We start from the raw sequence: 26,633 nt of genomic DNA on the forward strand, positions 1-26,633 counted from the left end.
ATCTTCGCCAGATCAGTCATCCCTGTTGTCGGCGCTCGATGTGCCGGATAATCTCCCGCTGAAAGGCTTGGGCCATCCACTTACCGCAGCCGCCCATTTTGCGAGCGGGCATGATGCTTCGCCGGCAGCACTGCCCCAATTGGACGGCACGATGTGGCAGCGATCTCTTTGAATCATCAATCGTATGAATAATGATGCGGCACGCCTGATAGGCTTCCTTGAGCAGCTCAACAACGGTCAAGCGGAAGTAGTCCTGCCCCAGCTCGATCTGCTGCTGCAGGCGGAACCCGGGCACCCCGGCTTGCTTGGGCTCCGGGCCGAGGCTTTGCGCCTGACAGGTCATGTCGGGCAAGCCATAGAGGCATACATCAAGGCGGGGCAATCCGGTGCCGGCGCCCGCACCTGGTTGCTGGCCGGCGCCATGCTGGCGGACGAGCGCAAAACGGATGAGGCGCTTACCTGCTTGCTCAAGGCCCATGAAGAGGCCCCTGAAGATGATGAAGTGTTGGACCGGCTGATTACAACCCTTTTCAATGCCGAGCGCGGCCAGGAGGGCATGGAATTTTCCCGGCGGCAACTTGCGTTGAGCAAAAATAGCCAATTCCTTTCCAACGCGGCTTTAACGCTTCAGAACAACGGCGCTTACGAAGAAGCGGCGAACGCCTTTAAAAGGATTATCGACACAGGGTCCGACGACCCGACGCTGCTAGGCGCCGCTCTGGTGCCGGCACGCTTTACGTGCAACTGGGACTGGATCGAGTCGCTGCAGCAAAAAATCAACGATTGGTATGCCTTGGAGAAATTTTCCGCCCCGCGGGAATTTCCGCTGACGCACATCACGTGGTGTGCCGACGAGGCGCGCAATATCGGGGTCACGCGCGCCTTTGTCGAGCGTACGCAGCCCGTGGTCGAACCCCTCAGGCACAACACCGCACGAGGCGCATTGGGCCAGCGCATCCGGGTCGGGTATCTGTCGTCCGATTTCCGTAATCACGCGACCATGCATCTGATGGCCGGTCTGCTTGAGTGCCATGACCGCGCATGCTTCGAAATATTCGCATACGACTACAGCCGCCCCGAAATCTCAGTCTACCGGCAACGTTTCCTCAATGCCGTCGAGCATCATGTCGAAATCCACTCATTGACCGACAAGCAGGCCGCCGCACGCATTGCCGAAGATCAACTCGATATCCTGTTCGATCTGAAAGGCTATACCGGCGGAGGGCGCGGGACCATCATGGCCTACCGGCCGGCGCCGCTCCAAGTGGCCTACCTCGGCTTTCCCGGCAGCACGGCCACGCCGGACATCGATTACATCGTCTCCGACCGCTTCGTGACGCCGGACAGCAGCGCTCCGTATTACACGGAAAAATTCTGCCGTTTGCCGCATTCCTATCAGTGCAACGACCGTAAGCGCGCGGTTGCGACCGACCCCGGCACGCGTACGGCGCATGGGCTCCCGGAGCACAAACTGGTGTTTGGCGCCTTCAACCAGGCGTATAAGATCGATCGCGGAAGTTTCGCCGTCTGGCTCAGGGTATTGCAGGCGGTGCCCAATAGCGTGCTCTGGGTGCTCGGCAATAGCGAGGCAGCCAATGCGAATCTCTCGCGCGAGGCACGCCTCGCCGGCATCGAGGAGGCGCGCCTGATCTTCGCGCCGTTCGCGATGCCCGAGGCGCATCTCGCCCGGCTGCAGCTCGCCGACGCCGTACTGGACACGCTAGTGTGTAACGGGCATACGACGACATCCGACGCATTGTGGGCCGGCGTACCGGTCGTCACGGCCAAGGGCACGCACTTCGCTTCACGCGTTAGCGAAAGCTTGCTCAATGCGATCGATCTCCCGGAACTGGTGGGCGCCGATCATAGCGATATGGTTCGCATCGCCACCAGGATCGGCACCGACGCCGAGTACCGGATTGCGCTGCGCCAGCGCGTCTCGCTGAACCGGCAGAACTCACCCTTGTTCGACACCGTACGCTTTGCCCGCAACTTCGAAACGGCCATCGAGATGATGGTCCAGGCGCAGCGCGCGGGCCGCATGTCCGGCCCAATCGAAGTACCCGACTGCCGCGTGGCCAACGTCCAGGGCGCCGAAGCCGGCCAGCTCAATGCGTCGGCGGCTTTTCTGCAAACGACGTACCCCGCCTGCCCCGTCTGCGATGGCTCAAGCAAGACCGTACACTTTGCCGATTGCAGCGCGCACCCGCTATGGCACGCGCCCTTGCCGAAAACGCTTGAGTGGATGCAATGCTCGTCATGTGGGCACCTGCATAGCCGCCACTATTGGACCCCGGCCGGTCAGGCCGAACTTTCTCAGCGTGGTCGCCTGGACTCGGCCACGGATGCAGCCGATCGCTATGAAACGCAGCGGATGGCATGGACGCCTGTGGTCGATCGGGTGGTGAATCTGTTGGGCGGTTATCGGGAAACCATGAAGCCCGACAATCCGCCAATCTGGGTTGACCTGAAATGCGGCGATGGTTCGCTCATGACGACGGCGGCAGACTACGGCTTTGCCGTCATTGGTCTGGACGCTTCAAGCGAAACGATCAACCGCCTCGCACCGCTTGGCCTCAATGCCAAGCCTTACGACTTCATGGGACTAAAGTTCGACCTGACACCCGACGTGCTCTCGATGTCAGGCGTGCTGCAGTGCACCCCCGACCCTCGAGCGGCCTTAAGCAAAGCCGCGGACATCCTGCGCCCTGGAGGCGTCCTGGTGCTTAGCGTCCCGGACGCGAGCAGTTCCCGCTGGAGGATGATGGATCAAACGCGCACCAATCCCTATTGGACGGACCTCACCCTCTACCATCATTTCCGGCGCGACCAGATACTTGCGCTCCTCGATACCTGCGGTTTCGAGCTGGCTCATTTCGCGCTGTCGAACCGACACAAGGCCGAGATGGAACTGTACGCGATTCGCAAAGCGGCGCTCTGAGCCGAAGATCCGCCGGCCGGCCGCCGTGCCGGCCCGGTGCACAGTGCATGCGACAGCGCTCAAACTGGCACGGGTTTGCGGCTTTATTCGGCCATTTAGACCGCTGCACGCGCAATACAATAGTTTGCAGGAGGCGTGCCATACGTTCTCATGATTCACGCACGCTCGTAGGACAATCAGGTCGAGCGCCGATGTCAAACCTCTTCGCAAGCAATCGAGCATATGACAATCCGAGCAGCGCGTCTGGCGGAGCTACTTGAACAGGTCAATCACGGGCAGGCCCAAAAAGCCCTGCCCTCAATCAACCGATGGCTGGACAAACAGCCGGGACATCACGCGCTCTTGAATCTGAAGGCTGAAGCGCTGCGTGAGCTCGGTCGTGTGAGTGAGGCGATCGAGGCCTTCAAGGCGGCGGCGCAAGCTAGTGCAGGTGCGCACAACTGGCAGAAAGCGGGCATGCTGCTCGCGGGAGAAGGTCGCATCGATGCCGCAGTGGCATGCCTGCAAAACGCGCTCAAAGAACTGCCCGAGAGCGAGGACATTCTCAATGCGCTGATCTCGATGTATTTCGATGTCCAGCGCTTCTCGGAGGGCGTCGAATTTGCCCGGCGCCAGGTGCAAATCTCTCGCGATATCCACTTCCTTTTCAAGGCCGCGTTATTACTCCAACGTGGCGATCTAGCCGAGGAAGCCTCGCGGGCGTTCAAAGCGATCGTCGACTTGTCCCAGCCGAGCCCCGTTGCCGCCGATGTCGTGCCGACACCGTCAACCAGCGTGGTTGATAGTCAAAGTGCTAATGCGGCGCGCCACCCGCAGCCGCGCTATGCGATTGTCACGCCTTACCATCAGGAATCGCGCGAGGTACTGGAGCGCTGCATTCGAAGCGTGCGCGAACAGACCGTGCCGGTCGAGCACATCCTGGTTGCCGACGGGCATCCGCAGGACTGGATAGACGCAACCGGTGTCAGACACCTGCGGCTCGATCGCGCCCACGGCGACCATGGCCATACGCCGCGCGCGATGGGGGCGATGCTGGCCAGTTCGGAAGGATATGAGGGCATCGGCTTCCTCGACGCCAGTAACTGGCTCGAACCCAGGCATGTTGCAAGCTGCGTTGAGACATACCAATCGGCCTTGAAGCAAGGCCGCACTGATTACGTGATTGCCCGCCGCAATTTATGCCGTCCGGACGGCTCGGTGCTGATCGCATGGCGTGAATCGATAGACGAGCACGTCGACCCCAACTGCTTTTTCTTCTTTCCAGCGGCATATCCGATGTTGCAGCACTTTGGACTCATGCCTAAGGCGTTGTCGGTGGCGGCAGACCGATTTTTCTATCTGGCGCTCCGCGAGCGCGGCTTGCAACCCGCAGTGAATGAGCAGATATCTGTCAATTATCTATGCATGTGGCAAGCACCCTATGCCGCGCTCGGCGAGACACCTCCACCTGGTGCCAAACCCAATATCGACAGCCAGGCAACGCTCGCATGGCTTAAATCACGCAATCCCGAGGAGCGCCGACTCGCTTATCGGCTGATGGGTAATGTTCCTTGATTGGGTACGCGTAGCGCTTCACCTTTGAAACCGCCCCTCCTTACCCCGACATTGAGCTTCTGAATGAAATTCGCCGTGACCGTGATTTCGCCGCCTGGATACATCCACTCCTCGGCGTTCTTCGAAATTGCTGAAAGCCTGCACTACGGCTTATTGCTGCTCGGTCACGATAGCGTCTTGACGAGCGAGGGACAGTTACCTGGCAGGCAGCACATCGTGCTGGGAGCGAATCTTCTGCCGCATTACGTGCTACCGCTTGCGCCCGACGCCATTCTCTACAACCTTGAACAGATTCAGTGCGGTTCGTCCTGGATATCTCCGGCGCTGATTGAAATTTATCGGCGCCATACGCTGTGGGACTATAGTCCCACGAATGCGAACGCGCTAGCCAGTCTAGGTGTCGGCGTCGCCAGGATTTTGCCTATTGGTTACGCCAGCGAGCTTACTCGAATCGGACGGCCGAACGAGCCGGACATCGACGTGCTGTTCATTGGCTCGATGTGCCCCAGGCGGCAGCACGTCATCGACCTGATGCGATCCCGCGGGCTTAAAGTAGAAGCGGTCTTTGGCATTTACGGACAACAGCGCGACGCTCTTGTGAGTCGCGCAAGGCTCCTCATCAATATTCACTATTATGAGGCGAAGGTGCTGGAGATGGTGCGCATCTCCTACCTATTGGCGAACCACTGTGCGGTACTAAGCGAGCGCAGCTCGGACGCAGCCGAAGACGATGCCCTTGCGCAAGCGATCGCCTTTTGCGACTACGACGAACTTCCCCGGCGTGCCCAAGAACTGATCGAATCGCCAGATGAGCTCGCGCGCCTTTCCCGTTGCGGCTTCGAACTTATGCGGTCGCGCCCCGTGGCTGAGTATCTTCGCGCGGCTTTGTCGTAAGACAGATCGCGGTTTATAAATGATGAAGAGGAATGCATGGAAACCATGCTGTCACTACCCAAGAAGCTGAATTTCGGATCTGGAAAGAGCTGAAAGGAGGACATGTTCAATGTCGACGTCCTGCCCGAGCGCGGACCGGACCTTCGATTTTAACCATCCCTTCCCATTCGATACACCGCTTCTTACCAGCAGGTTTGGGGAGGTATCAATTCAGCGTAATCACTTTGACTATATCCTGTCGGACAACGTGCTCGAGCACATTCAGGATCTGATCACTGCAATGACCAATTGCATCGAACTCCTCGAGGTTGGGGGAATACTCGAAGTAATGGTCCCTCATGATTTATCGTACGGCGCGTGGCAAGATCCCACCCATGTTCGCGCGTTTAATGAGCGAAGCTGGCTTTATTACACGGATTGGTGCTGGTACGTCGGCTGGACCGATCATCGGTTCGACCTGATTGAGCAAATCTATAACATTACCGAATACGGCACCGAGTTGATGCAGCAGTACAAGGACATCACCAAGGTCGCCCGTTATCCGCGCGCGGTGGACACCCTGCACGTCAAGCTGAGAAAACGCGCCACTACTGCCGAAGAGAAGCTGCAGTACCAAGCTTTCAACAGTGGCGCTTGATTGTCGCTGCTTCGGCGGATGAAGCTTGAAGCGAAGCTATCATTGCAAGCGTAGTCGCGACTGGCTCGGCTACGCTTAGGAACCCCTAACCTCTCTTCGCGCCATCCCGACAGGGCTAGACGGACACATCTTCGCCGAGGTTGACGTACCCCCAGTTTTAGTCCGGCGCGGTCTTCAAGCCACGGATCTGATCACCTTCGAGCTGGTTCCGTACCCCATCGCAAACCAACGGTCATTCGTGATGTTGGGGCTCTCGCTCAGGCCCCTTGCTCATAGTTAGAGCCTGTTATGCACTTTTCGTGTGATGGTCTATCCTGGCGGGATGACGAAACGCAAGCCATGCCCGAATGACATGTCGGACGAAGAACGGAGCTTCGTTGTTCCTTATCTGATGTCGATGAATAAGGAAGCGGTGTACCAGCAGACGCAACGCTGGCTGGAGGCCGGATGCTTCGAAGCGATGTTGAGCGACGTGCGCTCGATACTGCGCGTAGCGCAAGGGCGTTAAATCTCGTCGCAGTGGATGGTCCACTACGCGTCCGCGGAGATGACCACGGTTCCCTGGAAGATCGACGAAGAGCGGCGCAACCAGCCTGGCGTCCGTCTGCGCTGCTTCACTCGCTTGCCGTGTTGGCAACGAAGATGTCGTGGGCTTCGATCGAAAGGTCGTTTGCTCCCTTGTTCGAGCGACGCTCACGCGACGGGCGTGAGCGAAGCGGCTGCGCAGCCGAGAAGTTTGCACTACGGCTGCGCCAACACCTCCTCACCGCCTAAACCGCCCGCTCCCACCCCCAAACCGCCCCGGCTGAAACTGCCCACTCGCCCGCGCATTCCCAAGATCATGCCCTTGCTTGAGCGAGTCGAGCCGCTGGGTCTGACTGGCATTCGGCTGAACCGGCTGCCAGCCGTTGGCGCCGTGCTGCTCCCAGCCGCCGCCCTGATCATGCCGGTAGACGTTGCCGTCGCTGCCCGCATAGACATTGCCGTTATTCCACGCGACAGCGCGCCCCGTGTCCTTGTTACCCACGATGCCTTTCGTGCCCGCCTGGTGATCGCCTGAATACGCGTTCCCGGTCACGCCCGCTTCAGCCGCACCATAACGCCCGGTCTGCGCGTTGTAGCCGGCGCGCTGCCTGCCCGCCGCATAGTCGCCCGTGCCTTCATTGCCGACCACGCCGCCGCGCGCCGCCCCGCTGCGTCCCGTCGACGGATTGCTGAACGAGCCTTGCCGCCCGGCCGCGAAGTTGCCGTTGTACGCATTCTCGACGGCCCCGCGGCTCGCCTGGAAGTGACCGCCGGTGTACGGATTGAAACCGGATGCCGCCGTGCCCGCCCAACTGTTGCCGGTCCAGCCGTTCCAGCCGCTCGCGTGGGTCACGGTGGCCTGCCCTCCCCAGCGGCCGTAAATATTCGCCTGATTGACGTTTGCGTACTGCCAGCTCGCCGGGCCGCCACCCCAATACGGTCCCCAGTATGGCGATGGCGCGCCCCACGTGGCGCCGATTGCAAAGCCGAAGGCGAAGCCCACCGTCGTGCCGAGCGCGAAGCCCGCGCCGTAGCCATAGGTGGCCGGGTAGCCGTAGTAGACATCTCCGACATACGGCGCGTAGACATAGCCAGTGCCGTACACGACGGTGCCGTCCGCATTGACAACCACGCCCATGTAGCCCGGCGTATAGCCGACCACCACCGTATCCGGCGTCGCCGCATAAACGTGAACGTACGTCACGTAATGCACGGGCGACGCCGCCGGAATCGTATAGATCGCGGCCGGCACGGTATCGGCGACATGCCATGGGCCACTCGTCGCGTTCGCAGTGAACCAGATCCCGTTGGCGACCGCGAAGAATTGCGCAGGCCCGGTCCGGATCACCGGCGTCGCCGTGTTCACCGCATAAGACAGCGACGTGCCCGCGATGCCGACGAACTTCGGCGCGCCGTCGTAGACCACCTTCAATGTAGTGGACTTGCGCGACACAGTCGCCGTCTGCGGGATGGCGGCGGCGATCGCCGCCTCCTTCGCCTGCGGCGTGCCGGGCACGGAGACGAGCGCGTTCGCATGCGGGTCGTCGGTGGCGATCTTCGCGAAGTCGGCGGGCAGGCTCTTGCCGTCGACAAAGGTCCAGGGTCCGTTCAGGCCGGCTGCAGTGAACCACCGGCCCGACAGCAGCAGATAGTAATGGTTGTCGCGCGGTTCGACGAACAGCGCGTGGTCCGCGTTGGCGACGGAAAGCAGGTTCACCCCCTTCACCGGTTGCAGCGCGGGCTTGCCGTTCGTCACCACCAGTTCGGCCGGTTGCGCGGCGACGATCACGTCCGGAGCCTGCGCCGGCTTCTTACTGTCGGCGGGCAACATCGGATCCGCTTTCAGATTGGTTTGCGCTTTGTTCGCCGCGGCGACCAGCTCACGCGGCGGGGCTGCGTTCAGATGCCACGGACCGTCAAGCGTCGTCGCCTCGTACCAGTAGCCCGCCGCGTTCAGATGCAGCGTGCCGCTGCCGTCCTTGAGCAGCATCGCCCGCGTGTTGATCAGGCGTTGATAGTGCGCGTCGCCAAGCGCACGCCAGTTCGCGTCGCCATCAACCAGCACGAGCAGCGTGGGGCGTTCGGCAAAAAGGATGTGAGGCACGTTGTTCTGCACCGCGAGGCCGGGTTCGCTGCCTTGGTGAGTGCTGGCATAACTGGCCTGCAGTTGTTCGAGCGACGTGGTCAGGCCGTCTTTCGGAATCCGTGCCTGCAAGGCTGTTTTGACGCCGGCGGCAGCGGACGGCGTAGCCGGCATGTCGACCTGGTCGATCACGATGTCGAGCAGTTGTACAGTCGAACTCGCCTTGTCGACGTCAGCACGCGCCGTGAAGTGGGCGACGCCGTAGTTCGGAGTGGTGTTCTTCGCCCCCACCGCGAAAGCTGCGCGTCCTTCGATCCGGTTGCCTTGCCACACTTCCACCTGCGGCTGATACAGCTCGATGCGCTGCTGCGCGCTATCGAAGTCGCGCGGCCAGGCCGTCGGCAGTGGCTGCAATGCGGGCTGCACCGCGGCGGCGGCGAGCGCCTGCGCGGGCGTGGCGAGCGTCACCGCCAGTGACGTGCAGACGCCGGCCAGCAACAACAAGGATCGCTTCATCGTGGTTTTCATGGCGCTTGATTCCTTCAACATGGACATCGGTATGCGGAAACAGGTAGATGGCGGCCGGCGCTCGCACCGTGCATGCAACCGGTTGCCGCGCCCTTTAGCGAACTCGACTGAACTGATTGACTCTCGTCACCGCCAGGCGCTGCCCACCTGCACATAGAAAGCGTTCTGCCCTGGCCCATGCGCGACATCGAGCCCCATCGTCACGCCGAGCTTGCAGGCAATCAGATAACGAAAGCCGGTACCGAAACCGAAGGCGGTCGGCGCATCCGAAAACGAATGCAGATGTCCATAGGCTTTGCCGACGCCGCCGAAACCGAGCAGCGACCAGCGCGGCGTGACGTTCCAGCGGATTTCGGCTTCGGCGGTAAGCTGGTTGCTGTCCTGGAACTTCGCATCGGACACGCCGCGCAGCGACACATACGGCTGCGCAAAAAACGGAATGTTTCCCTGCGAAAAGCCGGTGTCGGCACGCAGGCCGAGCACCCAGCGCTTCGACAGCGGAATCCACTGGTAGGCACGCCCTGTCTGTTCCTGAAAGTTGGTGGAACTGCCGAGGCCGCCGCGCGCGAGGTCCGCTTCGAGTTCCGCATAGGTGCCGCTCGACGGATAGAACATGTTGTCGCGTGTGTCGAAGTCGGCCACCACGCCGCCCTTGGCGACGCGTTGGTCCCGCTCGAACTGACGGATCCCTGCCGGAATGGCCGAATCGAAGCGCGTGCTCGCGTCGAAGAAGGTATAGCGTGGACCGACATACCAGTGACTATTGCCGACCCTGAACAGGATCTGTTGCACGAGTGCGATACCGTCGAGCTGGTACGCGCGTGACTGATTCTGGATGCCGTAGTAATTCAGATGCAGCCCCACCTTGCCGATTACGCCGAGATAGCGGATGTGGTCGTCGTCCCATGTGTGGAAGTGCATCAGCCCCGCGCCCCAGCTATGCGTGCCGGTCACGAAGCCGCCGAAGCCGGTGATGTTCGGCGGCGTCTTCGAATCGTCCGGCGCGTCGGTGCTTTTCTTCGGCATTGAAAAATAAAGCAGACCGAGGCCCAAGCCATAACCGACCGCCGGCTCGGTGATCAGCGTCGGCACCGGCAAGACGCCGCGATGCGTCAGCAGAAAATTGCTCAGGTCGAACGCACCGTCTTCGGGATCGGTGAATTTCGACTCGGCATGACCGTGGATCGACAAAAACATCAGCGCCACGGCCGCAACCGAGGCACGCAGCGCGCGGCCGCTTGGCACGCGCGCGTCGCTGTCAGGCCTCGCCAACGGAAACGGCGCATACAGGAAAAGGCAGATCAACGGGGGCGTGCTCCGTTACTGGAAAGTCGCACTCACCGACAGCTCCACGGCATTCCCCTTCGGCCGGTTGCTGACGTTGAACTCGTTGACCCAACGCAGCGATGCCGACACCGGCGTTTTCTCAACCTTGCCCGACCATGTGACCATCGGCCCGATACCCACCGAATGCCCCTGATTGCCACCGGTGGCATCGGCCAGCCCGCCGCTGTCATGACCGATCTGCTGGATATAGCCGCCCACCACGCCCACGCCCCAACCGCCGCCAAAGCGCTTGAGCGCGAGCAGGTCGAGCACGCTGACCGGTGCGTTGTGGTAGTGGGTGTCGTTGTTCGGCGTGTAGAACTCGACGCCGTAGTTCAGCGACAACTCGATCTCTTCTTTCGGGAACAGTTTCGTGTACGAGACCGTCGGCGTGAAGGTCCACGTGTTCTGCCCGGCATTGGCGAGGCGGCTCGAGGTGTATGCGCCGGTCGGTGCATAAATCTGCAGGCTCAACGCGATATGGTCAGTTCTGGTCAGGTGATAGCCGGCCACCACCGGCGTGAAGAAGAGGTCGGCGAACTGTGTGCCATGATCGTTCGGCAAGCGGCTATGAAACGACGACACGTCGGTGTACTGGATCGGTACGCCGAACGAAGACGCGAAGTTCCAGCCGCCCGCGGTAATGCCCCAGGTCTTGACCGCGTTGACGAGCGTGTACACGATCGAATAGTCGAGCCCGGCAGTGACAGTCCCGGCGATCGGGATCGTCTTGCTCGCACCGAGCGAGCCTTCGTAATAAATCGTATTGGCCGACACGATCCAGTCGCTGGTGGGCGGCACCACGCCTGCATACGGCGAAATCTGCATGCCGGTGATCGGCCTGCCGATGCCGGTCTCCGTGGCCCACCCTTGCGGCGAGAGACCCACACCGGCGGTGGTAAGAAGCGCACCCGTGCACAACCTGGCGAGCGACCGGCTTGCGGACAAACGGTTTGGGCGACTCATAGTCATCCTCATGAAATTGGTCTTTCGCATTCTCACTCTGCGGAAGCAGTTGTTGACGAGTTGCGGCGGCAAGCCGCATCACAACGGCGTGTTTCTCACGGTTGGCGCACAACCGGCGGCGGCGTCCAGCTGCCGTCGAGCGCCGCCTGCTGCGGCCAATAGGCGCGTACATACAGCGAGAAAGTCTCGTTGGCCGGCGCCGGCAGCCAGTTGGCGAGCTTGTCGTCGCCGGGGCTGGTGTTCTGCACGTAGAGCGTCAACGAGCCGTCGGCATTGAACTTCAGGTCCTTGTTCTTGGTACCGAGCGAATAGCGGCGCTGCGCATTCGGCGAAAAGAAGTGATGCGAGTTGTACAGCGTCAGCGACCAGAACCCTTTGACAGGCGGCAGACTATCTTTGGCAAACGTCACCGCATAGTGCGCGTTGCCGTCGAGGCGCTGACCGGATGCGTCAGCATCGGCGTAGAAATACTTGGTCTCATTCGGCTTGTTGACGAAGATGTTCGACTTCGCCACCGCCGTCCGCGTGAAGTAGTCCGTGCCGAACGCGGCGCCGTTGCTGATGGTGTTCCAGTTGGCCGGCAGCCGCTTGCCAAAGGTGTTGAAGTTGAACAGCGGCGTGACCAGATCCGTCTCGGCCTTGGCCCCTTCGTCGACAATAGCGGCCTTGATCGCCGGATCTTTCTGCGCCGCCGCGATCAGCGCGCGCGCCTGCGCGTAGAGGGCTTCTTCACCGCTTTGCGGCGGCGTCTCGTCGAGCACCGTGGGCAGCAGATCCCAGAAGCGGTTCGGGTCGACCCACTTGATCTCTTCGGCGCTGCCGCCCGCGGCACCACCGGCCAGACCGAAGCTCGGCAACTTCGACCAGTCGGTCTCCTTGACCTTGCCGTCGTACTCGGCGAGCGGATACAGGCCAACCTTCGCAATCACCGACTGCACGGCCACGCGATCTTCAGGCGTGTCGTCCATGAAAACGCGCGGAATGAAACTGCCGCCCCCGGTCGACGAACGGAACACCTGGCGGATGCCCTTCGGCACCTGGCCGTGCCAGTCGGGACCCGCCAACAGATAGAAGCCCGGACGCGTGCCGTACATCTTGCCGAGACTCGCGAAACCGTCGGTACGCAGATCGACGGCCTGATAGACCCAGAAGCGTTTGCCGAAATCGGGCACCTGCACGACCACCGGCGTCTGATTCAGATCGAGGATCGCGGAGCCGTAGACCACGTCCTGGTTCGGACACGCGACAAATCGCTCCTGCGGCTGAATGTAGTCGCGCAGCATCGAGAGGTGATTGGGCGGCGCGACCGGCACGATGCCGCCGTTCAGCCCCGGCTGCGGCACCTGCTTCATCGCCAGCAGGCGGCCATAGACGTTCACCATTGGCCACGCCCAGAAGTAGGTCTGGCGCGCCACCAGCCGTGCGTATTCTTCAGCGACTACGTAGCCGGCCACCGGGCCCGATACGGTCGTCGTGGACGCCGTCGCATGGGCCGGCGGGTCCTGCTGCGTCTTCGCCAGAATGGGGGCGCCGACCGATGCCAGTACCGCTACCGTGACCCATGTCGCTGTTTTCTTATTCATGTTGTTGTCCCGTTCGTCCGTGCGCGGCTTAGCGCTTTTGCGGCACGGGGAATTTCCAGGCGCCGTCGAGCACGGCCTCATCCGGGCCATAGATCCGCATGATGAGGGTGTAAGCACCGGTGGGCGCCGGCAGCCAGTTCGACACCTTGTCCGCACCCGGCGACGTTTTCTGCACGTAGATATCCAGCGAGCCGTCAGCGCCGTACTTCAGGCCTTTGGTGCGATCACCGATCGAGTAGCGGCTGATCGGATTCGCGACCAGATGACGCGCGGGCAGGTCATACAGCGTCATCGACCAGAAGAACTTCGCGGGCGGCAGGTCCTTCTTGTCGAAGTGCAGTACGTAGGGCTCAGAGCCGAGCAGTTGCTGGTGCTCGCCGTTCACGCGCGTGCCCACGTACACCGCTTCTTCCTTGGTGTTGCCGTAAATCCCCATCGCCGCCGCGACGGCGCGCGTGGTGTAGTCGCCCTTCAGATCATCACGGCTGCCGAACAGGTTGAACGACCTGGTGGTGCGTTTTTCCGCATCGGCCAACGCGGCTTTGCCGTCGGCGACACCGGCTTCGAGCGCAGCGCGGGTTTCCGGCGGCAAAGCGGCGGGATCGAACGGCGCGCCCGGCGCGATGCCAATCTTCGCGAAGCGCTCCATCAATTCCTTCTCGGACGGCGCGCACGGTTGCGCGAACTGCAGCAGGAAGTTCAGATAGGCGATGAAGTCGACCGAGGTCGCCTTCGCTTCATCCCACTTCGGAAAATCGGGCTTCGCGACGGGTGGCGGCGCAGCCGTATGCTCGAAGGCGGACAGCGGCTGAAGCTTGTATTGCTTCTGGATCGCCTCGACGTTTTTGACGTCGCTCGCGCCGTTGAGCGCCGTGCGGCCGAGTGTCAGGATCAAGTCCGTCTCGGAGCGGAACACCTTGTCGATGCCTTTGGGCGTATCGCCGTGCCAGTTAGGTCCGGCGAACAGATAGTGACCGGCGCCGTTGCCCGTGGTGCGCGAACCGACGTACGCGAAGTTGTAGGTAAACAGGTCGATCCATTGGAACACGTAGTAGCGGTCTTTCGGTACCGCAGGCACGCTCAGCACCCACGGTTCGCGACGCAGATCGAGCCACGCCCACGAGTACGGCGTGTCGTTGTTCGGCGTAACGATTTCCTTGTTCTCAGGGCCGTAGGGATGAGAGTAGTTGCGGAATGTGCCGAAGCCGCCCACATAGGATTTCGAGCTGGAATCGACCGCCTGCTCATAAAGCGTCTTGTAGTCGAACAGCATTGGATAGGCGTAGAGGAACGCGTCTTTGGCGATCGCGCGCGCTTCTTCAGGCGAGGCAGTGACGGCCGCTGTCGCCGCATTGGGTGCGCTCGCTTGAGCGGTGGCTTGCGTGTGCGGCAACATGGTCAGTGACAGGGCAGCGATGATTGCGCAGATAGGCAGACGTTTGAATAAGGTCATGGTTAAGCCTTCGGTTTCTGTGTTCAGTTTTTGTGCTCAGTTATTGCGCTTACTTGCCGAACGTCATGTTCAGCCCGGCGAAGATGGTGAACTTCGGCACGCCGGCGCCGGAATGCGCTACCGAGTATTGCGGTTCGATAAACGCGTTGTAGATAGTCGAGCCGCCTTTCCACGCTTTGCCCGCGCCCAGACCCACCGGGATGTAGTAGCTGCCATGCTGCAGGTCGAAAGTCCAGGTGCCAGTCGAGCGGATGTACCAGCCACCCGGCAGGTTGAAGATGCCGAACGGCTGCGCGGTGAGCGATTGCGTGGTGGGACGGCTGCTCTGCCCGGCGAACGAGTGTTGCCACTGCACCAAGGCGCCCAGCAGTCGCGCCTTGGTTGCGCTCACCGCGACCGCAGCCAGACCGGCCTGCCATTTGCCAGTGCCGAGGCTCGGGTCGGTGGCGGTCGGCATGGTCACTAGCGGGCCGACGCCAATCTGCACGTCGCCCTGCGAGAGCAGGAAGATGTCGAACAGGTTCAGGTCGCCGAGACCGGTGTTATAGCCGCCGCCTGGATCGGGACGCGTGCTGACCGGCACCGTGGCGCGGAAAATTTCCGGCACGCCGATCAGGCTATTCGGGCCGATCGGCACGGTGGGCCGCAAGAGCAGATCGTTGGTGTGCGCGCTCGCGCCGAACACGCTGGGCGTGTAGTAATTCTGGATATTGAATGAGGCTGCCAGGTTGAGTGGGTTATTACTTTTATTGGCTTCGTCGGCTGATGCCTGAGCGAACGCAGGCGACCACATCACCGAGACAGCGTATAACACTGCCGCCCCAACCATGCATTTCCAATCCATTCCCGTACCTCGTCTATGGGCATTTCTTATTGGCGAACACACTTCTTTGCCCGGCGCAAATAAAACCAAAGAAACGGCATTCGTATTTTCGAATTAAGTCAAACTAATCGCGGGCGTAAGTCCACCGCACCCGGCGGCATATGTGCAGCCGGGAAAATATGCAAAACAGATGAGGCGCGCAATTAAATCGCGCTAAGTCTCTCGAGCGAGCCGGAAAGACGGTACGGTCGGATACAGGGCTTGCATGGACGCTCCTTTTCAGACTCAAGAGACGCCGCACAAAACGACGCATGCGGGAGTAAAAAGTGCACAGCCAAGGACTGTTGTGGCGGAATGGTAGCAAACGTTTCAGCAGATTACAGAGATAAATTTGTAACACGGGAAAAATTACGTCATTTCCGATCGAGTTATATTTTGGTCGCCATTCTTATTCCACACTTCTGCCATAGTTTTGAGCATTTGTTCTGCATAATTGTGGAAATTCGCATAGCGGCATATGGCATTGCAAATTACGGCATTGACGCCGCCGCTGAAAAAATCCACAGAATGGGCTGCAACAACCACCGCGTCCTATTAGACTTGCGCTCGCTTTAGATTCGACCCACCGCTTTTGATGAGGCATTCATGATTCGCACAATGCACCGGTACTGCGTTGCTTTCACCGTTGTGGTTCTTTCAGCTTGCACCGCTACGCCTCGTTACGACGCGAGCGGGTCGCCGGCCGGCGCATCGAGCGCCGCAGCCCTCGCGTCATGGAACGACACCGCGACCAAACGCTCGATTGTCGATTTCGTCACGCTGGTCACCACGCCCGAGTCGAAAAATTTCGTCGCACGCGCAGACCGGATCGCCGTGTTCGACAACGACGGCACGTTGTGGCCGGAGCAACCCGCCTCGGTGCAACTGGTGTTCGCGCTGCAACGGGCGAAGACAGTGGCCGGCCGGCATCCGGAATGGAGACGGCAGGAACCGTTCCGCTCAATTTTGAGAGGCAATCTGAAGCGTGCCGCGGCGAGCGGCGACGCTGGCTCGATGAGACTGCTGGCGGCGGCGCATGCCGGCATGACTAGCGATCAATTCGCTGCGCTTGTGCACGAATGGTTCGATTCCGCGAGCGACCCGCACTTTAACCGCCCGTATGCCGACCTCGCTTATCAGCCGATGCTCGAGTTGCTCGGCTATCTGCGCGCAAACGGCTTCAGGACCTATCTGGTGACGGGCGACGATGTCGAGTTCGTCCGCGACATGGCGCAGCGCGTGTACGGCATTCCGCCCGAGCAGGTGATCGGCAGCACTGTCAGATACAAGTACAGCCAGACGAACGGTGCCGTTGCGTTGACCCGACTTGCGCAAGTCGACAATCTCGTCGATGGAGCGGCCAAACCGCTCGCCATCGACCGCGTGATTGGCAGGCGTCCAGTGATTGCGTTCGGCAACGCGGACAGCGACGTGCCGATGCTCGAATGGACCTCGGCCGGCGACGGCCCGCGCTTCGCGGCGCTGCTGCATCACACCGACGGCGAACGGGAGTATGCGTACGACCGCACGGCGAAAAGTGGCAAGCTCGACAGGGGACTGGACGAAGCCGGTGAGAAAGGCTGGCTCGTCGTCGATATGAAGGACGACTGGAAGACCGTGTTCAAGCCGGATAGCACGGCAACGGTTGCGGTATCGTCCAATTAAGGGTGGCGTTTGGCTCGGCCCTCGCTTTAGTCATCGCGGCGGCTTTTGCCAAGGTTTTCGCTGCGGCTTCGGCTTCGGCTTCGGCGCGGTCCAATTTAATCAGCTTGTCAGGAAGGCCGCGCCAAGGTGGCTTTTGCCGCAGTCTTCCTGCCTTTCATCACTCGCTTAGCGGGTCAGCGTGATCACCAGATAGCTGGCGTACAGCACGCCGCACACCAGCAACGCCCACACCGGCACGCCGCGCGCGCGCACGTTGATCCTCAGCCACGCGGCTGCGGCGAGTGTAATCACGATGCCGGTCACCACTTCGACGCGCGGCGTCCACGGCGTCAGCAGAATTCCGATTGCGGGCAGCAAGGTGCCCTGAAACACCATAGCGCCGGTGATATTGCCGAACGCCAGCGTGTCCTTGCCACGGCGAATCCACAGGATGCTGTTGACCTTCTCTGGCAACTCTGTTGCGATCGGAATGATCAGCAGCGACAGCAGCAGCGGCGAGACACCGAGCGCCTGCGACACGCCCCGCACCCCGTGGATGAAACCTTCCGCGCCCCACACCAGCAATGCAACCGCCAGCGCCAGCTGCACCGCGATGGTCGCGAGGTTGGTGGGCAAGCTCAGACGCGACAGCAGCATCTTGCCCGGCGCTTCGGTGCCGTGGCCGGCGTCGACCAGTTTGGTCGATGCGCGGAACGTCATCACCACATAGGTGATGTACACGCCGACCAGAGCCACGCTGAACAGCGCCCGCACGACCATGTGTTCGTGCGGCACGTACATCGCCGCGGCCGCCAGCACGAAAGCGCACAGGAAGAAGTTCAGATCGCGCGTGAAACCCGTGCGTTCCGGCGTGACCCAACCGCCGGCGCCGCGCGAGCCGAGAATCGCGAGCGTCATCAGGAAGGTGGACAACGTTGAGAGCATGAGCGGCGCGCCGAGAATCGCGCCGACGCCGATTTCCTGATTGACCGCGCTATCGGCCGTGCCGCCCGCAATTGCAAGCAGCGGGACGAGAGTTTCGGGCAAGGCGGTCCCGACCGCCGCGAACAGCGAACCCGTCACGCCCTCGGAGATTTTCAGGCGCTCGCCTAGATGTTCGAGTGCGTTGGTGAAGAGCTCAGCCGCCACCAGAATGACGACCAGCATGATGGCGAGTTGGAACAGGAGGCCGGTCATGTGCGGCTCCTTGCAGATGCAAGGGGGAAGCGGCACAACGGCCGGGTAAGCGGCGAGACTGGCAGGGCACAACGATATTTCACAGGGCAACTCCGCGGTCGGACGTAAGTGACGAACCAATGACGCACCGCGACCCGTCCGACCAGAACGAAGCAGTGCGCCAATGGTCTCGCCAAACCGACCCGGTCGAACGCGCCATGACCCGCAGGCCAAGTATGTTGACGCGCTCTCCTTCAATGGATGAAGGAAGGCTACTCCCCAGTGACCGGGGAATTCTAACGGGATGCGCAGCTTTCAACAAGCTTGGGATCTGGTGCATGCTCGGGCGCCTGTCGGCTTCTTTGCTTGCGTGCGTCCGTGATGCGGCGTCGGGCGCGCGAGGGTGCGACGGTCCCACTGGTAAGATCGCTCACCGTCCATGACAGCAGTGAGTCTTCAAATGAATTATCAAAATCGTCAGTGGTTTTACGTCAAGCGTCCCGAAGGACGAGTGAGCGATGAGCATTACGAGTTGCGCGAAAGCGAACTCGACGACACGTTGTCATCCAACGAGGTGCTCATTCGGGCGCGCATCATTAGCGTCGATCCGTACATTCGAATCCAGCAACACGAACGTAATACTTACGATGTGCCGCATCCACTCGGCATCGTGCAGCGGGCGGGTGTGGTGGGGGAAGTGGTGGCGTCGGCGAGCCCTCTGTTCAAGCAGGGCGACTGGGTGTCGGCCTATAGCGGCTGGCAGTTGTACGCCAAGTGCCATCACAGCGAACTGACCAAACTGGACCCCAACGCGGCGCCGGTTTCGACCGCGCTCGGCGTGCTCGGCATGCCGGGACGCACCGCATGGTTCGGTTTGATGGAAGCGGGTAAGCCGCGTCCGGGCGATACGCTGGTCGTGTCTGGTGCGGCGGGCGCGGTCGGCTCGCTGGTCGCGCAGTTCGGCAAGCGTGCAGGGTGCCGCGTGATCGGGATCGCGGGCGGCCCGGACAAGTGCGCGTTTCTGACCGACACGCTGAAGCTCGACGGCGCAGTCGACTATCGGGCGCATCCCACGCTCGAAGGCTTGCAGTCAGCGCTGCAAGCGGCGACCGGCGGCGTCGATGTCTATTTCGACAACGTGGGCGGCATGGTCACCGATGCGGTGATTCCGCTCATCAAGCGCCGCGCGCGGATCGTGATCTGCGGGGCGATCGCTCAATACGACGGCGGGCTGGACACACCGGATCTTGCACCGCGCTTCCTGCAGCACATGCTGTTTCAGCGCGCGACGATTCAGGGGATTCTGGCGCGCGACTTCACGCATCGGATGGACGAGATGCTGCAGACGGTCGCGCCGTGGGTGAAGAACGGGGAGATCGTTTATCAGGAGACATATGTCGATGGGTTTGACGCGTTGCCGAATGCGCTGAACAGTCTGTTCGAAGGGAAGAATCTTGGGAAGCTGCTGGTGAGGGTGTGATCGGGCGAGATGAAGCGGATGGCAGACCGTCGTGACGACGGTGGGCCGGAAAAGCCGACGGTTCCGACGCCTGTAATGGCGCCTGGAAGATCTGCGGTCTGCCCGCGCAGGCCGCCCTGCAGTCCACGGACACGCTCGTACGCGACGCAACTCGCAGTGCCGATATCTAGCTGACGACCCTTGGTAGCAGCACTGCGCTCAGTCCGCAAGCAAGCGGGGCAACTGTCCCCAAGCAATATTCCGCGTATGTCGTATCGTGCATTTTCAGAGCCTCGCAGTTCTAGCCTGGTTTGGCAGCGAGTATCCGTTCGTTCGCAGCCGTGCTTCGGCTATTTGGGTCGATGTGTGGCGATAACCTGCTGAGAACTCGGAGCTTCGCAAATCGAATATCTAAAGTGGGTAGAATTCGTTACACCCTCAGCCGAGGGGATGCCTGATCAGCCAGGAGCGAAGACGGCACGATTTCGCCAACTGTTGGCGGCGATCCAGGCTCTCGCCGTCAGTCGATGTAGATTAGCCGCGCTTCCGCACGAGTGCGCCATAAGCCCAAGCGAGTTCTCAAGTCCGCGATTACCAAGGCAATAGGCAATGAAAATCTCCGAACTGGTGCTGCACAACTTTCGCAGGTACGAGGAGGCCTTCTTTCAGTTCAACCCCCAGTTCAATGTCCTGATTGGCAATAACGGGAAGGGCAAGACGACGGTACTCGACGCACTGGCGATGCTGCTCAATACCTACTTTCAAGGCGGCAAACTCACGACCGGCGGAGGCACAATCAAGAATACCGATGCGCATGCCGTCTACAAGGAGATCGAAGGCCAAGTCTTCTACGAGCCTACCACCGACGTCTGGCTGGAGGCTACGGCCGCAGTGGGCAACGAGCGCACTCAATGGCGGCGGGATCTCGGCGACCGTGGCGGCAAAGCAAAGACTCTTGTCAGAAAGGGCAAGGAGGCGCGTGATCGCGTGACCAAGCAGTCGGACGTCGATCTGCCACTGCTTCTGTATTATGGCGCAGGCCGCCTCTGGGACAAACACGACGATATCGAGACGGATCAGCCGGCGTCCCGCCTCATGGGCTACCGGTATTGCCTTGACCCGAAATCGGATCACAAGGCCTTTGAGAAATGGTTCAAACGTCTGTCCCTCTCAAGACTACAGAAGCGAGTTGAGATACCGGCGCTGGACGCCGTCACCAACGCGGTGACGGCGTGTATCCCGGGGGCACATGGTTTCTTTTTCGACATTGGATACGACCACCTGATGGTCAAGCTAGACCACGAAGGTCTGATCCCATTCGACGATTTGAGCGATGGTTATCGAAACATGATCGGGATCATTGCCGACATTGCCCATCGCGCCTCACGTTTGAACCCGCACTTCGGCGCTGAAGCCGCGCTAAAGACACAAGGCATCGTTCTAATCGACGAGATCGATCTGCACCTGCATCCCAAATGGCAACGCCGCGTCGTCGCGGATCTGAAGCACGCGTTTCCCGAGCTGCAGTTTATTGTCTCCACGCATTCTCCGTTCATCTTGCAATCGCTGGAACCCGGAGAAGTCATTGACCTGGGGCGCGGCCTGAAGCCTGCTCAGGCGAAGTCGATCCCAGATGGTATTGCCGCGCCCGCTTCGGACGCAAAGTACGTCAATCGGTCCATCGAAGACATCGTTGAAGATGTGATGAAAGTCCCGGTGCCTCAGCGTGGAGAGCGCTACCAGAAAATGTATGACGCTGCGCTGGAGTATTTTCGTCTACTCAAAGAGACTCCCAAGGACGTAAGTGAGGAGCTGAAGGCGCAGGTCAAGCAGCGACTCGATCAGCTATCTGGCCCATTCAGTGACAACGTGGCCTACCACGCCTTCCTGGAGATGCAGCGCATGGCTTCTGGAATCGATGGTGCTCCTGAGACGAGTTCCACGAGGAAAGACGCATGAGGCCGGTGGTGCGCGGAGCCTGGCCCACTGACGACGAGGGAAATCAGGTTGCGTTCAGTACATACTCAATGGCGCGCGGTGAGCTCATCAAGCGACTCGGAGAATGCTGCTCGTATTGCGAGCAGCATCTCGATTCCAGCCTGGCCGTGGAGCATGTCCAGCCCAAAAAACCACCAGGCGCTGTTACCAACGACCCGACTCGCGAGTTCAACTGGGAAAACTTCCTGCTCGCATGCACGAACTGCAACAGCACAAAAAGTAACCACGATATCGACCTCGACGACCACCTTTGGCCGGATCGGGACAACACCTTTCTTGCCTTGATCTACAAGCAGGGAGGACTTGTCGAGGCCGCGCCTGGCACCGAACATACTCGGGCCCAAAACATCGTCGAGCTAGTCGGACTGGACAAGGTTCCTACTGATCACGAGCAGGAAACAGAGGCATCCGACCGTCGATGGAACAACCGGCGAGAGGCCTGGGACATCGCCGAGCTATCGAAACTGAATTTAGCCCAATTTGATTATCCGCAAATGCGCGCCCAGATTGTGTTGCAAATACAGGGTTACTGGTCCATTTGGATGACGGTCTTCCATGACGACCCAGATATGCTTGAGCGCATCCTGGACCGCATTCCAGGCACAGCGAAACACTGCTTCGACGCTGCCAACGGGTATCGGGCTGTGCCCCGCGTGCTGCCGTAGTAAGCCGCCGTTAGGTAGAGTTGTTGCCCGTTGGCACGAAGCAGCACGAATTTTTGTCGGTTCATCGCCGATCTGCGGGTGATTGAGGGGCGGAGAATGGCACGAAGCGGTCGGTTTGCCACAAAACGGGCAATGCAACTTCAACGGAGTGGCATCCGAGGAATGCCGAAGGCAGTTACCGCTCCTTCTTTTTCGCCTGTGCAGCGACCATCCAACAGACCACTGCACCCGCAGCCCAACCTCATGCGAACATCAGTTCGAGATCGAGCAAGTTTGAAAATTCGCCGCATTTTCGTCGTCGAGGAAGAACCATTTTGGGGTACACAGCCGGGCACATGCAACCGCCGGGTTTTCCAGGATCTGCTTGGCTTTCCCCGGACGCAAATTTCCCACAACGCCTTATCTGGCGGAGGTTTTCAGGATTTCGGGGGATTTCTGCGGAAAACCAGATGGTGCGCCCGGCTGGGATCGAACCAGCAACCCCTGCCTTCGGAGGGCAGTACTCTATCCATTGAGCTACGGGCGCTTCAACACGAAAGCGCGGCAACCTGAGCAGGAGCGACGCCAAAGCGAGACCGAAAGGATACCCGGTTTCGGCCAAACCGTCCACCGGGCGGCCTATATGACGGGATTGTGCGCCTCCTGCCCGTCATCCGGCCGATACCGGCCGCGCCCCACGATGCGGGTAAACGCCTCCTGAACACCTCGCCGCGCCCCTCGCCGCCGCCGAAATGTTGCGTCTATAATCTTCCGTGCCTGATTAAAGAACAAGAAGTTGCCGTCACGCTGTACCGCTCACATACCCACGGAGACGAGACAAGCATGAGCGAAGCACCACACGGAGCCCCAATCAAAACCCCCGGGCAGCTCATTGCCGCGATCATTGCCAGTTTTGCGGTACCGATCGTCATCATCGTTCTGCTAGTGATCTACGTCGATAATTCGACCCGCACTGGCGCCGGCACCGACAGTCTTTCCGAAGCCGAAGTCAGCGCCCGTATCAAGCCCCTCGCCCAGGTCGACATCCGCGACGCCAATGCGCCGCGCGTCTACAAGAGCGGCGAAGAGGTCTACAAGGCCGTTTGCTCCGCGTGTCACGCGTCGGGTGCGGCAGGCGCGCCGAAATTCACCAATACCGCCGACTGGGCGCCGCGCATTGCGCAGGGCTTCGACACGCTGTGGCACACGGCGCTCGCCGGCAAGGGCGCGATGCCCCCGCGTGGCGGCACCAGTCCGGACGACTACAGCGACTTCGAAATCGCCCGCGCAGTGACTTATATGGCGAACAATTCCGGTGCAAGCTTCCCTGAACCGGCGCAGCCGGCAGCGGGTGCGACCGCCGCGGCGCCAGCGGGTGCTTCGGACGCAGGCGCCGCACAAGCCGCTGCCGCGATGGCAGCCATTGCAAGCGTGCCGCAAGCGGCCGCGCCGGCAGCAGGCGGGACACAAAGCGCGGACGCCTCGCAAGCTGGCAAGGCGTTGTATCAGCAGGTTTGCCAGGCGTGTCACGCGGCCGGCGTGCTGAACGCACCGAAGTTCGGCGACAAGGAAGCGTGGGCGCCGCGCCTGAAAGACCCGATCGACACGGTCTACAACTACGCACTGCACGGCAAGGGCGCGATGCCGCCCAAAGGCGGCTCGACTGCTTCCGATGCGGACGTGAAGGCCGCCGTCGACTACATGATCAGCGCGGCGAAATAAGGCGCTTTCTGCGGTTGTCGCAGAACAAAAAAAATCCCTGCACCGTGGCGACACGGGCAGGGATTTTTTATGTGTGAGCGAGCGAACGGAAACCGCGCATGCGCTCACGTTCGCGCCAACGTTCAAGGCTTCTGCAACAGTGCCTTCAAACTCGCGAGCCGGTCTTTCGGCGACATCGGCGCTTCTTCGGGCGTCGGCGGCGGAGCGTCGTCGAGCAGCATCTCGGGGATAAAGCGCGACGGCTCGCACACCACAGTTTCCCGCGCGCGCTTGCGCTTCTTGCACCAGTTCAGATGCAGGCTGCGCTGCGCCCGCGTGATCGCAACGTACATCAGACGGCGCTCCTCCTCGATGCGCGCGTCGTCGATCGGCTCGTCGTCGGGGCCGCCACGGTGCGGCATGATCCCTTCTTCAACGCCCACCAGAAACACGTGCGGATACTCCAGCCCCTTCGACGCATGCACGGTCGAGAGCCGTACCGCATCCGGATCTTCTTCGCGGCCCTCGAGCATCGACATCAGCGCCACGGTCTGGATCAGGCCGAGCAGATTCTTGCCAGTGTCGCCAAGGCCGTCGGCGGTGTCGTAGCCAGTTGCCTCACTCTTCTCCGAACCTTCGGCCTCAGCCTTGGTGCCTTTGCGCTTCAACCATTCCATGAACTCGAGCACGTTCTGCCACTTGGACTGCGCCTGACGTTCGTCGAACGCGTCGTACAGATACGCTTCATAGTGAATCGCGTCCATCAGTTCGTCGAGCAGCGTGCCGGCGGCATCCTTCTCGGCGCGATCGGTGAGACGCTGCATAAAGTCGCAGAACACGCGCATCGGCTCGATCTGACGCGGCGACAAGCGTGCCTCGATGCCGCCCATGTACACCGCTTCGAATAGCGACACCTTCGCCTGGCCCGCAAACGAGCCGAGCGCTTCGAGCGTCGTATTGCCAACGCCACGGCGCGGCGTGGTGATCGCGCGGATGAACGCGGGATCGTCGTTGGCGTTCGCGATCAGCCGAAGATACGCGCAGATATCCTTGATCTCGGCTTTGTCGAAGAACGACTGCCCGCCCGAAAGCACATACGGAATCCGCTCGCGACGCAGCACCTGTTCAAAGATGCGCGCCTGAAAATTGCCGCGATACAGGATCGCGTAATCGCGGAAATTCGCACGCCGCTCGAACTTGTGCGCAGACAGGCGGAACACGACGGACTCGGCCTCGTGCTCTTCGTCGTTGCAAGGCGTGACGGTGATCGTGTCGCCCATGCCGTGTTCGGACCACAGCTTCTTTTCGAACAGCTTCGGGTTGTTCGCGATCACGTTGTTCGCGGCGGTGAGGATGCGCACTGTCGAACGGTAGTTCTGTTCGAGCTTGATCAGATGCAGCTTCGGAAAATCCTTGCTGAGCTGCCCAAGATTTTCGAGCGTTGCGCCGCGCCAGCCGTAGATTGCCTGATCGTCGTCGCCGACCGCCGTGAACGCCGCGCGCTTGCCGGCCAGCAGTTTCACCAACTCGTACTGGCACGCGTTGGTGTCCTGATACTCGTCGATCAGCAGATAGCGCAGCTTGTTCTGCCAGCGGTCACGCACCTGCTCGTTCTTCTCGAAGAGTTCAGCAGGCAGACGGATCAGGTCGTCGAAATCGACCGCCTGATAGGCATGCAGCGTCGCCACGTAGTTGCGATAGACGATCGCGGCCTGATGCTCGTCCTCGTTCGCGGCAATCGCGATCGCCTGCTCGGGCATGACCATGCCGTTCTTCCACAGCGAGATGATCGACTGGATCTTGCGGATGAAACCCTTGTCCGTCGAGCCGACCTGCTCCTGGATCATGCCGAAGCAGTCGTCCGAATCCATGATCGAGAACTGCGGCTTCAAACCGACGTGTTCCGCTTCCTGCCGCAGAATCTGCACGCCGAGCGAGTGGAAGGTGCAGACCGTCAACTGGTTGACGGGCACCTTACGGCCTTCCTTGCCGGGCGTGGTGAGCGTCTTGCCTTCGAGCAGCTTGCCCACGCGCTCGCGCATTTCCAACGCGGCCTTGTTCGTGAACGTGACGGCGGCAATGTGGCGCGGCTCGAAGCCTTTGGCCTCGATCAGGTGGGCGATTTTCTGCGTGATCACGCGCGTCTTGCCGCTGCCTGCGCCGGCGAGCACGAGACACGGACCGTCAAGATAACGGACCGCTTCATTTTGAGCGGGGTTCAGGCCTGCGGACATCGTCGGTGGATGGCTAATGCGGTTGAGGGCGCTTGGGTGCGGAATCGCGAGACCGAAGGCCCGGGGGCATGCTGCGCGGTACGGGCGGCTGGCTCGCGCGCCTCGGTGTGAGGGGCGTTCCGGCTCGCTGCGATCCGCGCGAGAGGAGCGATGTTAACACGGATGCCCGATGCTGATGCCGCGACAGACGCGCTGTCGAACGGCCAGGAAAGGGGGCCGCAATGGCAGCTCGCCCGACGACAAAAAACGGACGCTCAACCGGGCTGCCCCGAACGCGGCTGCAACTGCCGCCCGAGCGCCGCCGGACAGGCACCGCCGACAACCGCCCTCGCCAACGCTGACAGCCCGCCTTCGGGACATGCCACAATTACGCTGTTGCGCGCCGTCGCCGCGGTGGCAAAACGGCGCGCCGTTTTTGCAGGAAG

General features: G+C 61.0%; 18 protein-coding genes, 1 tRNA gene, 1 pseudogene and 1 riboswitch. Of the genes and pseudogenes, 10 read left to right on the forward strand and 10 right to left on the reverse strand.

What is annotated here, in order from left to right; translation table 11 throughout:
* Window positions 1–16: 16 nt before the first annotated feature.
* Window positions 17–601, reverse strand: a complete 585-nt coding sequence (locus AYM40_RS41430; RefSeq protein WP_158515292.1) for a hypothetical protein — start codon at window positions 599–601, stop codon at window positions 17–19.
* Between AYM40_RS41430 and AYM40_RS19835 the strand changes: the two genes are divergently transcribed.
* The 5 genes and pseudogenes from AYM40_RS19835 to AYM40_RS19855 form a co-directional block, all read left to right on the forward strand.
* Window positions 584–2,941: a methyltransferase domain-containing protein gene (locus AYM40_RS19835; RefSeq protein WP_158515293.1), complete on the forward strand. Its 2,358-nt coding sequence runs from the start codon at window positions 584–586 to the stop codon at window positions 2,939–2,941. The two genes, AYM40_RS41430 and AYM40_RS19835, sit on opposite strands and share 18 nt — an antisense overlap.
* 222 nt (window positions 2,942–3,163) lie before the next feature.
* Window positions 3,164–4,495 carry a glycosyltransferase gene (locus tag AYM40_RS19840; RefSeq protein WP_063497671.1) on the forward strand — a complete coding sequence of 444 codons (1,332 nt, stop codon included), beginning with the start codon at window positions 3,164–3,166 and terminating at the stop codon, window positions 4,493–4,495.
* Window positions 4,496–4,558: 63 nt separating this feature from the next.
* A complete protein-coding gene (locus AYM40_RS19845) occupies window positions 4,559–5,389 on the forward strand; it encodes a hypothetical protein (protein ID WP_063497672.1) in 831 nt (276 codons plus the stop codon).
* A 109-nt stretch (window positions 5,390–5,498) separates the two neighbouring features.
* Window positions 5,499–6,026, forward strand: coding sequence for a methyltransferase domain-containing protein (locus tag AYM40_RS19850; protein WP_063497673.1), 528 nt, complete (start codon window positions 5,499–5,501; stop codon window positions 6,024–6,026).
* Between the two features lie 322 nt (window positions 6,027–6,348).
* Window positions 6,349–6,531 (forward strand): annotated as a pseudogene (locus AYM40_RS19855) (IS5/IS1182 family transposase); the annotation flags it as partial.
* Window positions 6,532–6,789: 258 nt separating this feature from the next.
* Here the strand turns inward: AYM40_RS19855 and AYM40_RS19860 are convergent.
* From AYM40_RS19860 to AYM40_RS19885, 6 genes are all read right to left on the reverse strand, one after another.
* The gene (locus tag AYM40_RS19860; protein WP_063497675.1) at window positions 6,790–9,162 is read right to left on the reverse strand and encodes a hypothetical protein; all 2,373 of its coding nucleotides are present in this window, start codon (window positions 9,160–9,162) and stop codon (window positions 6,790–6,792) included.
* Between the two features lie 126 nt (window positions 9,163–9,288).
* Window positions 9,289–10,467 carry a BamA/TamA family outer membrane protein gene (locus AYM40_RS19865; protein WP_236720870.1) on the reverse strand — a complete coding sequence of 393 codons (1,179 nt, stop codon included), beginning with the start codon at window positions 10,465–10,467 and terminating at the stop codon, window positions 9,289–9,291.
* A gap of 15 nt (window positions 10,468–10,482) precedes the next feature.
* Entirely contained in the window at window positions 10,483–11,454 is a 972-nt protein-coding gene (locus AYM40_RS19870) for a SphA family protein (protein WP_148662211.1), read from the reverse strand.
* 95 nt (window positions 11,455–11,549) lie between these two features.
* Complete coding sequence (locus AYM40_RS19875; RefSeq protein WP_063497676.1) at window positions 11,550–13,037, reverse strand: DUF1254 domain-containing protein; 1,488 nt, start codon at window positions 13,035–13,037, stop codon at window positions 11,550–11,552.
* Window positions 13,038–13,065: 28 nt separating this feature from the next.
* On the reverse strand, window positions 13,066–14,490 hold the full coding sequence (locus AYM40_RS19880) for a DUF1254 domain-containing protein (RefSeq protein ID WP_236720871.1): 1,425 nt from the start codon (window positions 14,488–14,490) through the stop codon (window positions 13,066–13,068).
* A 49-nt stretch (window positions 14,491–14,539) separates the two neighbouring features.
* Window positions 14,540–15,334: a hypothetical protein gene (locus tag AYM40_RS19885; RefSeq protein WP_063497677.1), complete on the reverse strand. Its 795-nt coding sequence runs from the start codon at window positions 15,332–15,334 to the stop codon at window positions 14,540–14,542.
* A gap of 624 nt (window positions 15,335–15,958) precedes the next feature.
* Between AYM40_RS19885 and AYM40_RS19890 the strand changes: the two genes are divergently transcribed.
* On the forward strand, window positions 15,959–17,017 hold the full coding sequence (locus AYM40_RS19890) for an HAD family hydrolase (protein WP_063497678.1): 1,059 nt from the start codon (window positions 15,959–15,961) through the stop codon (window positions 17,015–17,017).
* A gap of 165 nt (window positions 17,018–17,182) precedes the next feature.
* Here AYM40_RS19890 and AYM40_RS19895 read toward each other — a convergent pair whose 3' ends face one another.
* Window positions 17,183–18,193: a sodium:calcium antiporter gene (locus AYM40_RS19895; protein WP_063497679.1), complete on the reverse strand. Its 1,011-nt coding sequence runs from the start codon at window positions 18,191–18,193 to the stop codon at window positions 17,183–17,185.
* 100 nt (window positions 18,194–18,293) lie between these two features.
* Window positions 18,294–18,465: riboswitch (yybP-ykoY riboswitch) on the reverse strand.
* 167 nt (window positions 18,466–18,632) lie between these two features.
* Here AYM40_RS19895 and AYM40_RS19900 point away from each other — a divergent pair.
* The 3 genes from AYM40_RS19900 (at window position 18,633) to AYM40_RS19910 (ending at window position 22,294) form a co-directional block, all read left to right on the forward strand.
* On the forward strand, window positions 18,633–19,652 hold the full coding sequence (locus AYM40_RS19900; RefSeq protein WP_148662212.1) for an NADP-dependent oxidoreductase: 1,020 nt from the start codon (window positions 18,633–18,635) through the stop codon (window positions 19,650–19,652).
* A gap of 588 nt (window positions 19,653–20,240) precedes the next feature.
* Complete coding sequence (locus tag AYM40_RS19905) at window positions 20,241–21,590, forward strand: AAA family ATPase (RefSeq protein WP_063497681.1); 1,350 nt, start codon at window positions 20,241–20,243, stop codon at window positions 21,588–21,590.
* Entirely contained in the window at window positions 21,587–22,294 is a 708-nt protein-coding gene (locus AYM40_RS19910) for an HNH endonuclease (RefSeq protein WP_063497682.1), read from the forward strand. Before AYM40_RS19905 ends, AYM40_RS19910 begins: the two co-directional genes overlap by 4 nt.
* 450 nt (window positions 22,295–22,744) lie before the next feature.
* On the opposite strand, the gene AYM40_RS19915 is transcribed toward AYM40_RS19910, so the two are convergent.
* Window positions 22,745–22,820 (reverse strand) — tRNA-Arg (locus AYM40_RS19915).
* Window positions 22,821–23,116: 296 nt separating this feature from the next.
* Between AYM40_RS19915 and AYM40_RS19920 the strand changes: the two genes are divergently transcribed.
* Window positions 23,117–23,995: a c-type cytochrome gene (locus AYM40_RS19920; protein WP_063497683.1), complete on the forward strand. Its 879-nt coding sequence runs from the start codon at window positions 23,117–23,119 to the stop codon at window positions 23,993–23,995.
* Window positions 23,996–24,117: 122 nt separating this feature from the next.
* On the opposite strand, the gene AYM40_RS19925 is transcribed toward AYM40_RS19920, so the two are convergent.
* Window positions 24,118–26,208, reverse strand: a complete 2,091-nt coding sequence (locus AYM40_RS19925) for a UvrD-helicase domain-containing protein (RefSeq protein ID WP_063497684.1) — start codon at window positions 26,206–26,208, stop codon at window positions 24,118–24,120.
* Window positions 26,209–26,633: the final 425 nt, after the last annotated feature.

Origin of the sequence: Paraburkholderia phytofirmans OLGA172 (assembly GCF_001634365.1) — a bacterium.
Lineage (GTDB): Bacteria > Pseudomonadota > Gammaproteobacteria > Burkholderiales > Burkholderiaceae > Paraburkholderia.

Excerpts from the sequence above, each read along its gene's own strand:
- AYM40_RS19840 (WP_063497671.1), top strand. The coding sequence starts at position 3,164 with ATGACAATCCGAGCAGCGCGTCTGGCGGAGCTACTTGAACAGGTCAAT.
- AYM40_RS19845 (WP_063497672.1), top strand. The coding sequence starts at position 4,559 with ATGAAATTCGCCGTGACCGTGATTTCGCCGCCTGGATACATCCACTCC.
- AYM40_RS19850 (WP_063497673.1), top strand. The coding sequence starts at position 5,499 with ATGTCGACGTCCTGCCCGAGCGCGGACCGGACCTTCGATTTTAACCAT.
- AYM40_RS19860 (WP_063497675.1), bottom strand. The coding sequence starts at position 9,162 with ATGAAAACCACGATGAAGCGATCCTTGTTGTTGCTGGCCGGCGTCTGC.
- AYM40_RS19870 (WP_148662211.1), bottom strand. The coding sequence starts at position 11,454 with ATGAGTCGCCCAAACCGTTTGTCCGCAAGCCGGTCGCTCGCCAGGTTG.
- AYM40_RS19875 (WP_063497676.1), bottom strand. The coding sequence starts at position 13,037 with ATGAATAAGAAAACAGCGACATGGGTCACGGTAGCGGTACTGGCATCG.
- AYM40_RS19880 (WP_236720871.1), bottom strand. The coding sequence starts at position 14,490 with ATGACCTTATTCAAACGTCTGCCTATCTGCGCAATCATCGCTGCCCTG.
- AYM40_RS19885 (WP_063497677.1), bottom strand. The coding sequence starts at position 15,334 with ATGGATTGGAAATGCATGGTTGGGGCGGCAGTGTTATACGCTGTCTCG.
- AYM40_RS19890 (WP_063497678.1), top strand. The coding sequence starts at position 15,959 with ATGATTCGCACAATGCACCGGTACTGCGTTGCTTTCACCGTTGTGGTT.
- AYM40_RS19895 (WP_063497679.1), bottom strand. The coding sequence starts at position 18,193 with ATGACCGGCCTCCTGTTCCAACTCGCCATCATGCTGGTCGTCATTCTG.
- AYM40_RS19900 (WP_148662212.1), top strand. The coding sequence starts at position 18,633 with ATGAATTATCAAAATCGTCAGTGGTTTTACGTCAAGCGTCCCGAAGGA.
- AYM40_RS19905 (WP_063497681.1), top strand. The coding sequence starts at position 20,241 with ATGAAAATCTCCGAACTGGTGCTGCACAACTTTCGCAGGTACGAGGAG.
- AYM40_RS19910 (WP_063497682.1), top strand. The coding sequence starts at position 21,587 with ATGAGGCCGGTGGTGCGCGGAGCCTGGCCCACTGACGACGAGGGAAAT.
- AYM40_RS19920 (WP_063497683.1), top strand. The coding sequence starts at position 23,117 with ATGAGCGAAGCACCACACGGAGCCCCAATCAAAACCCCCGGGCAGCTC.
- AYM40_RS19925 (WP_063497684.1), bottom strand. The coding sequence starts at position 26,208 with ATGTCCGCAGGCCTGAACCCCGCTCAAAATGAAGCGGTCCGTTATCTT.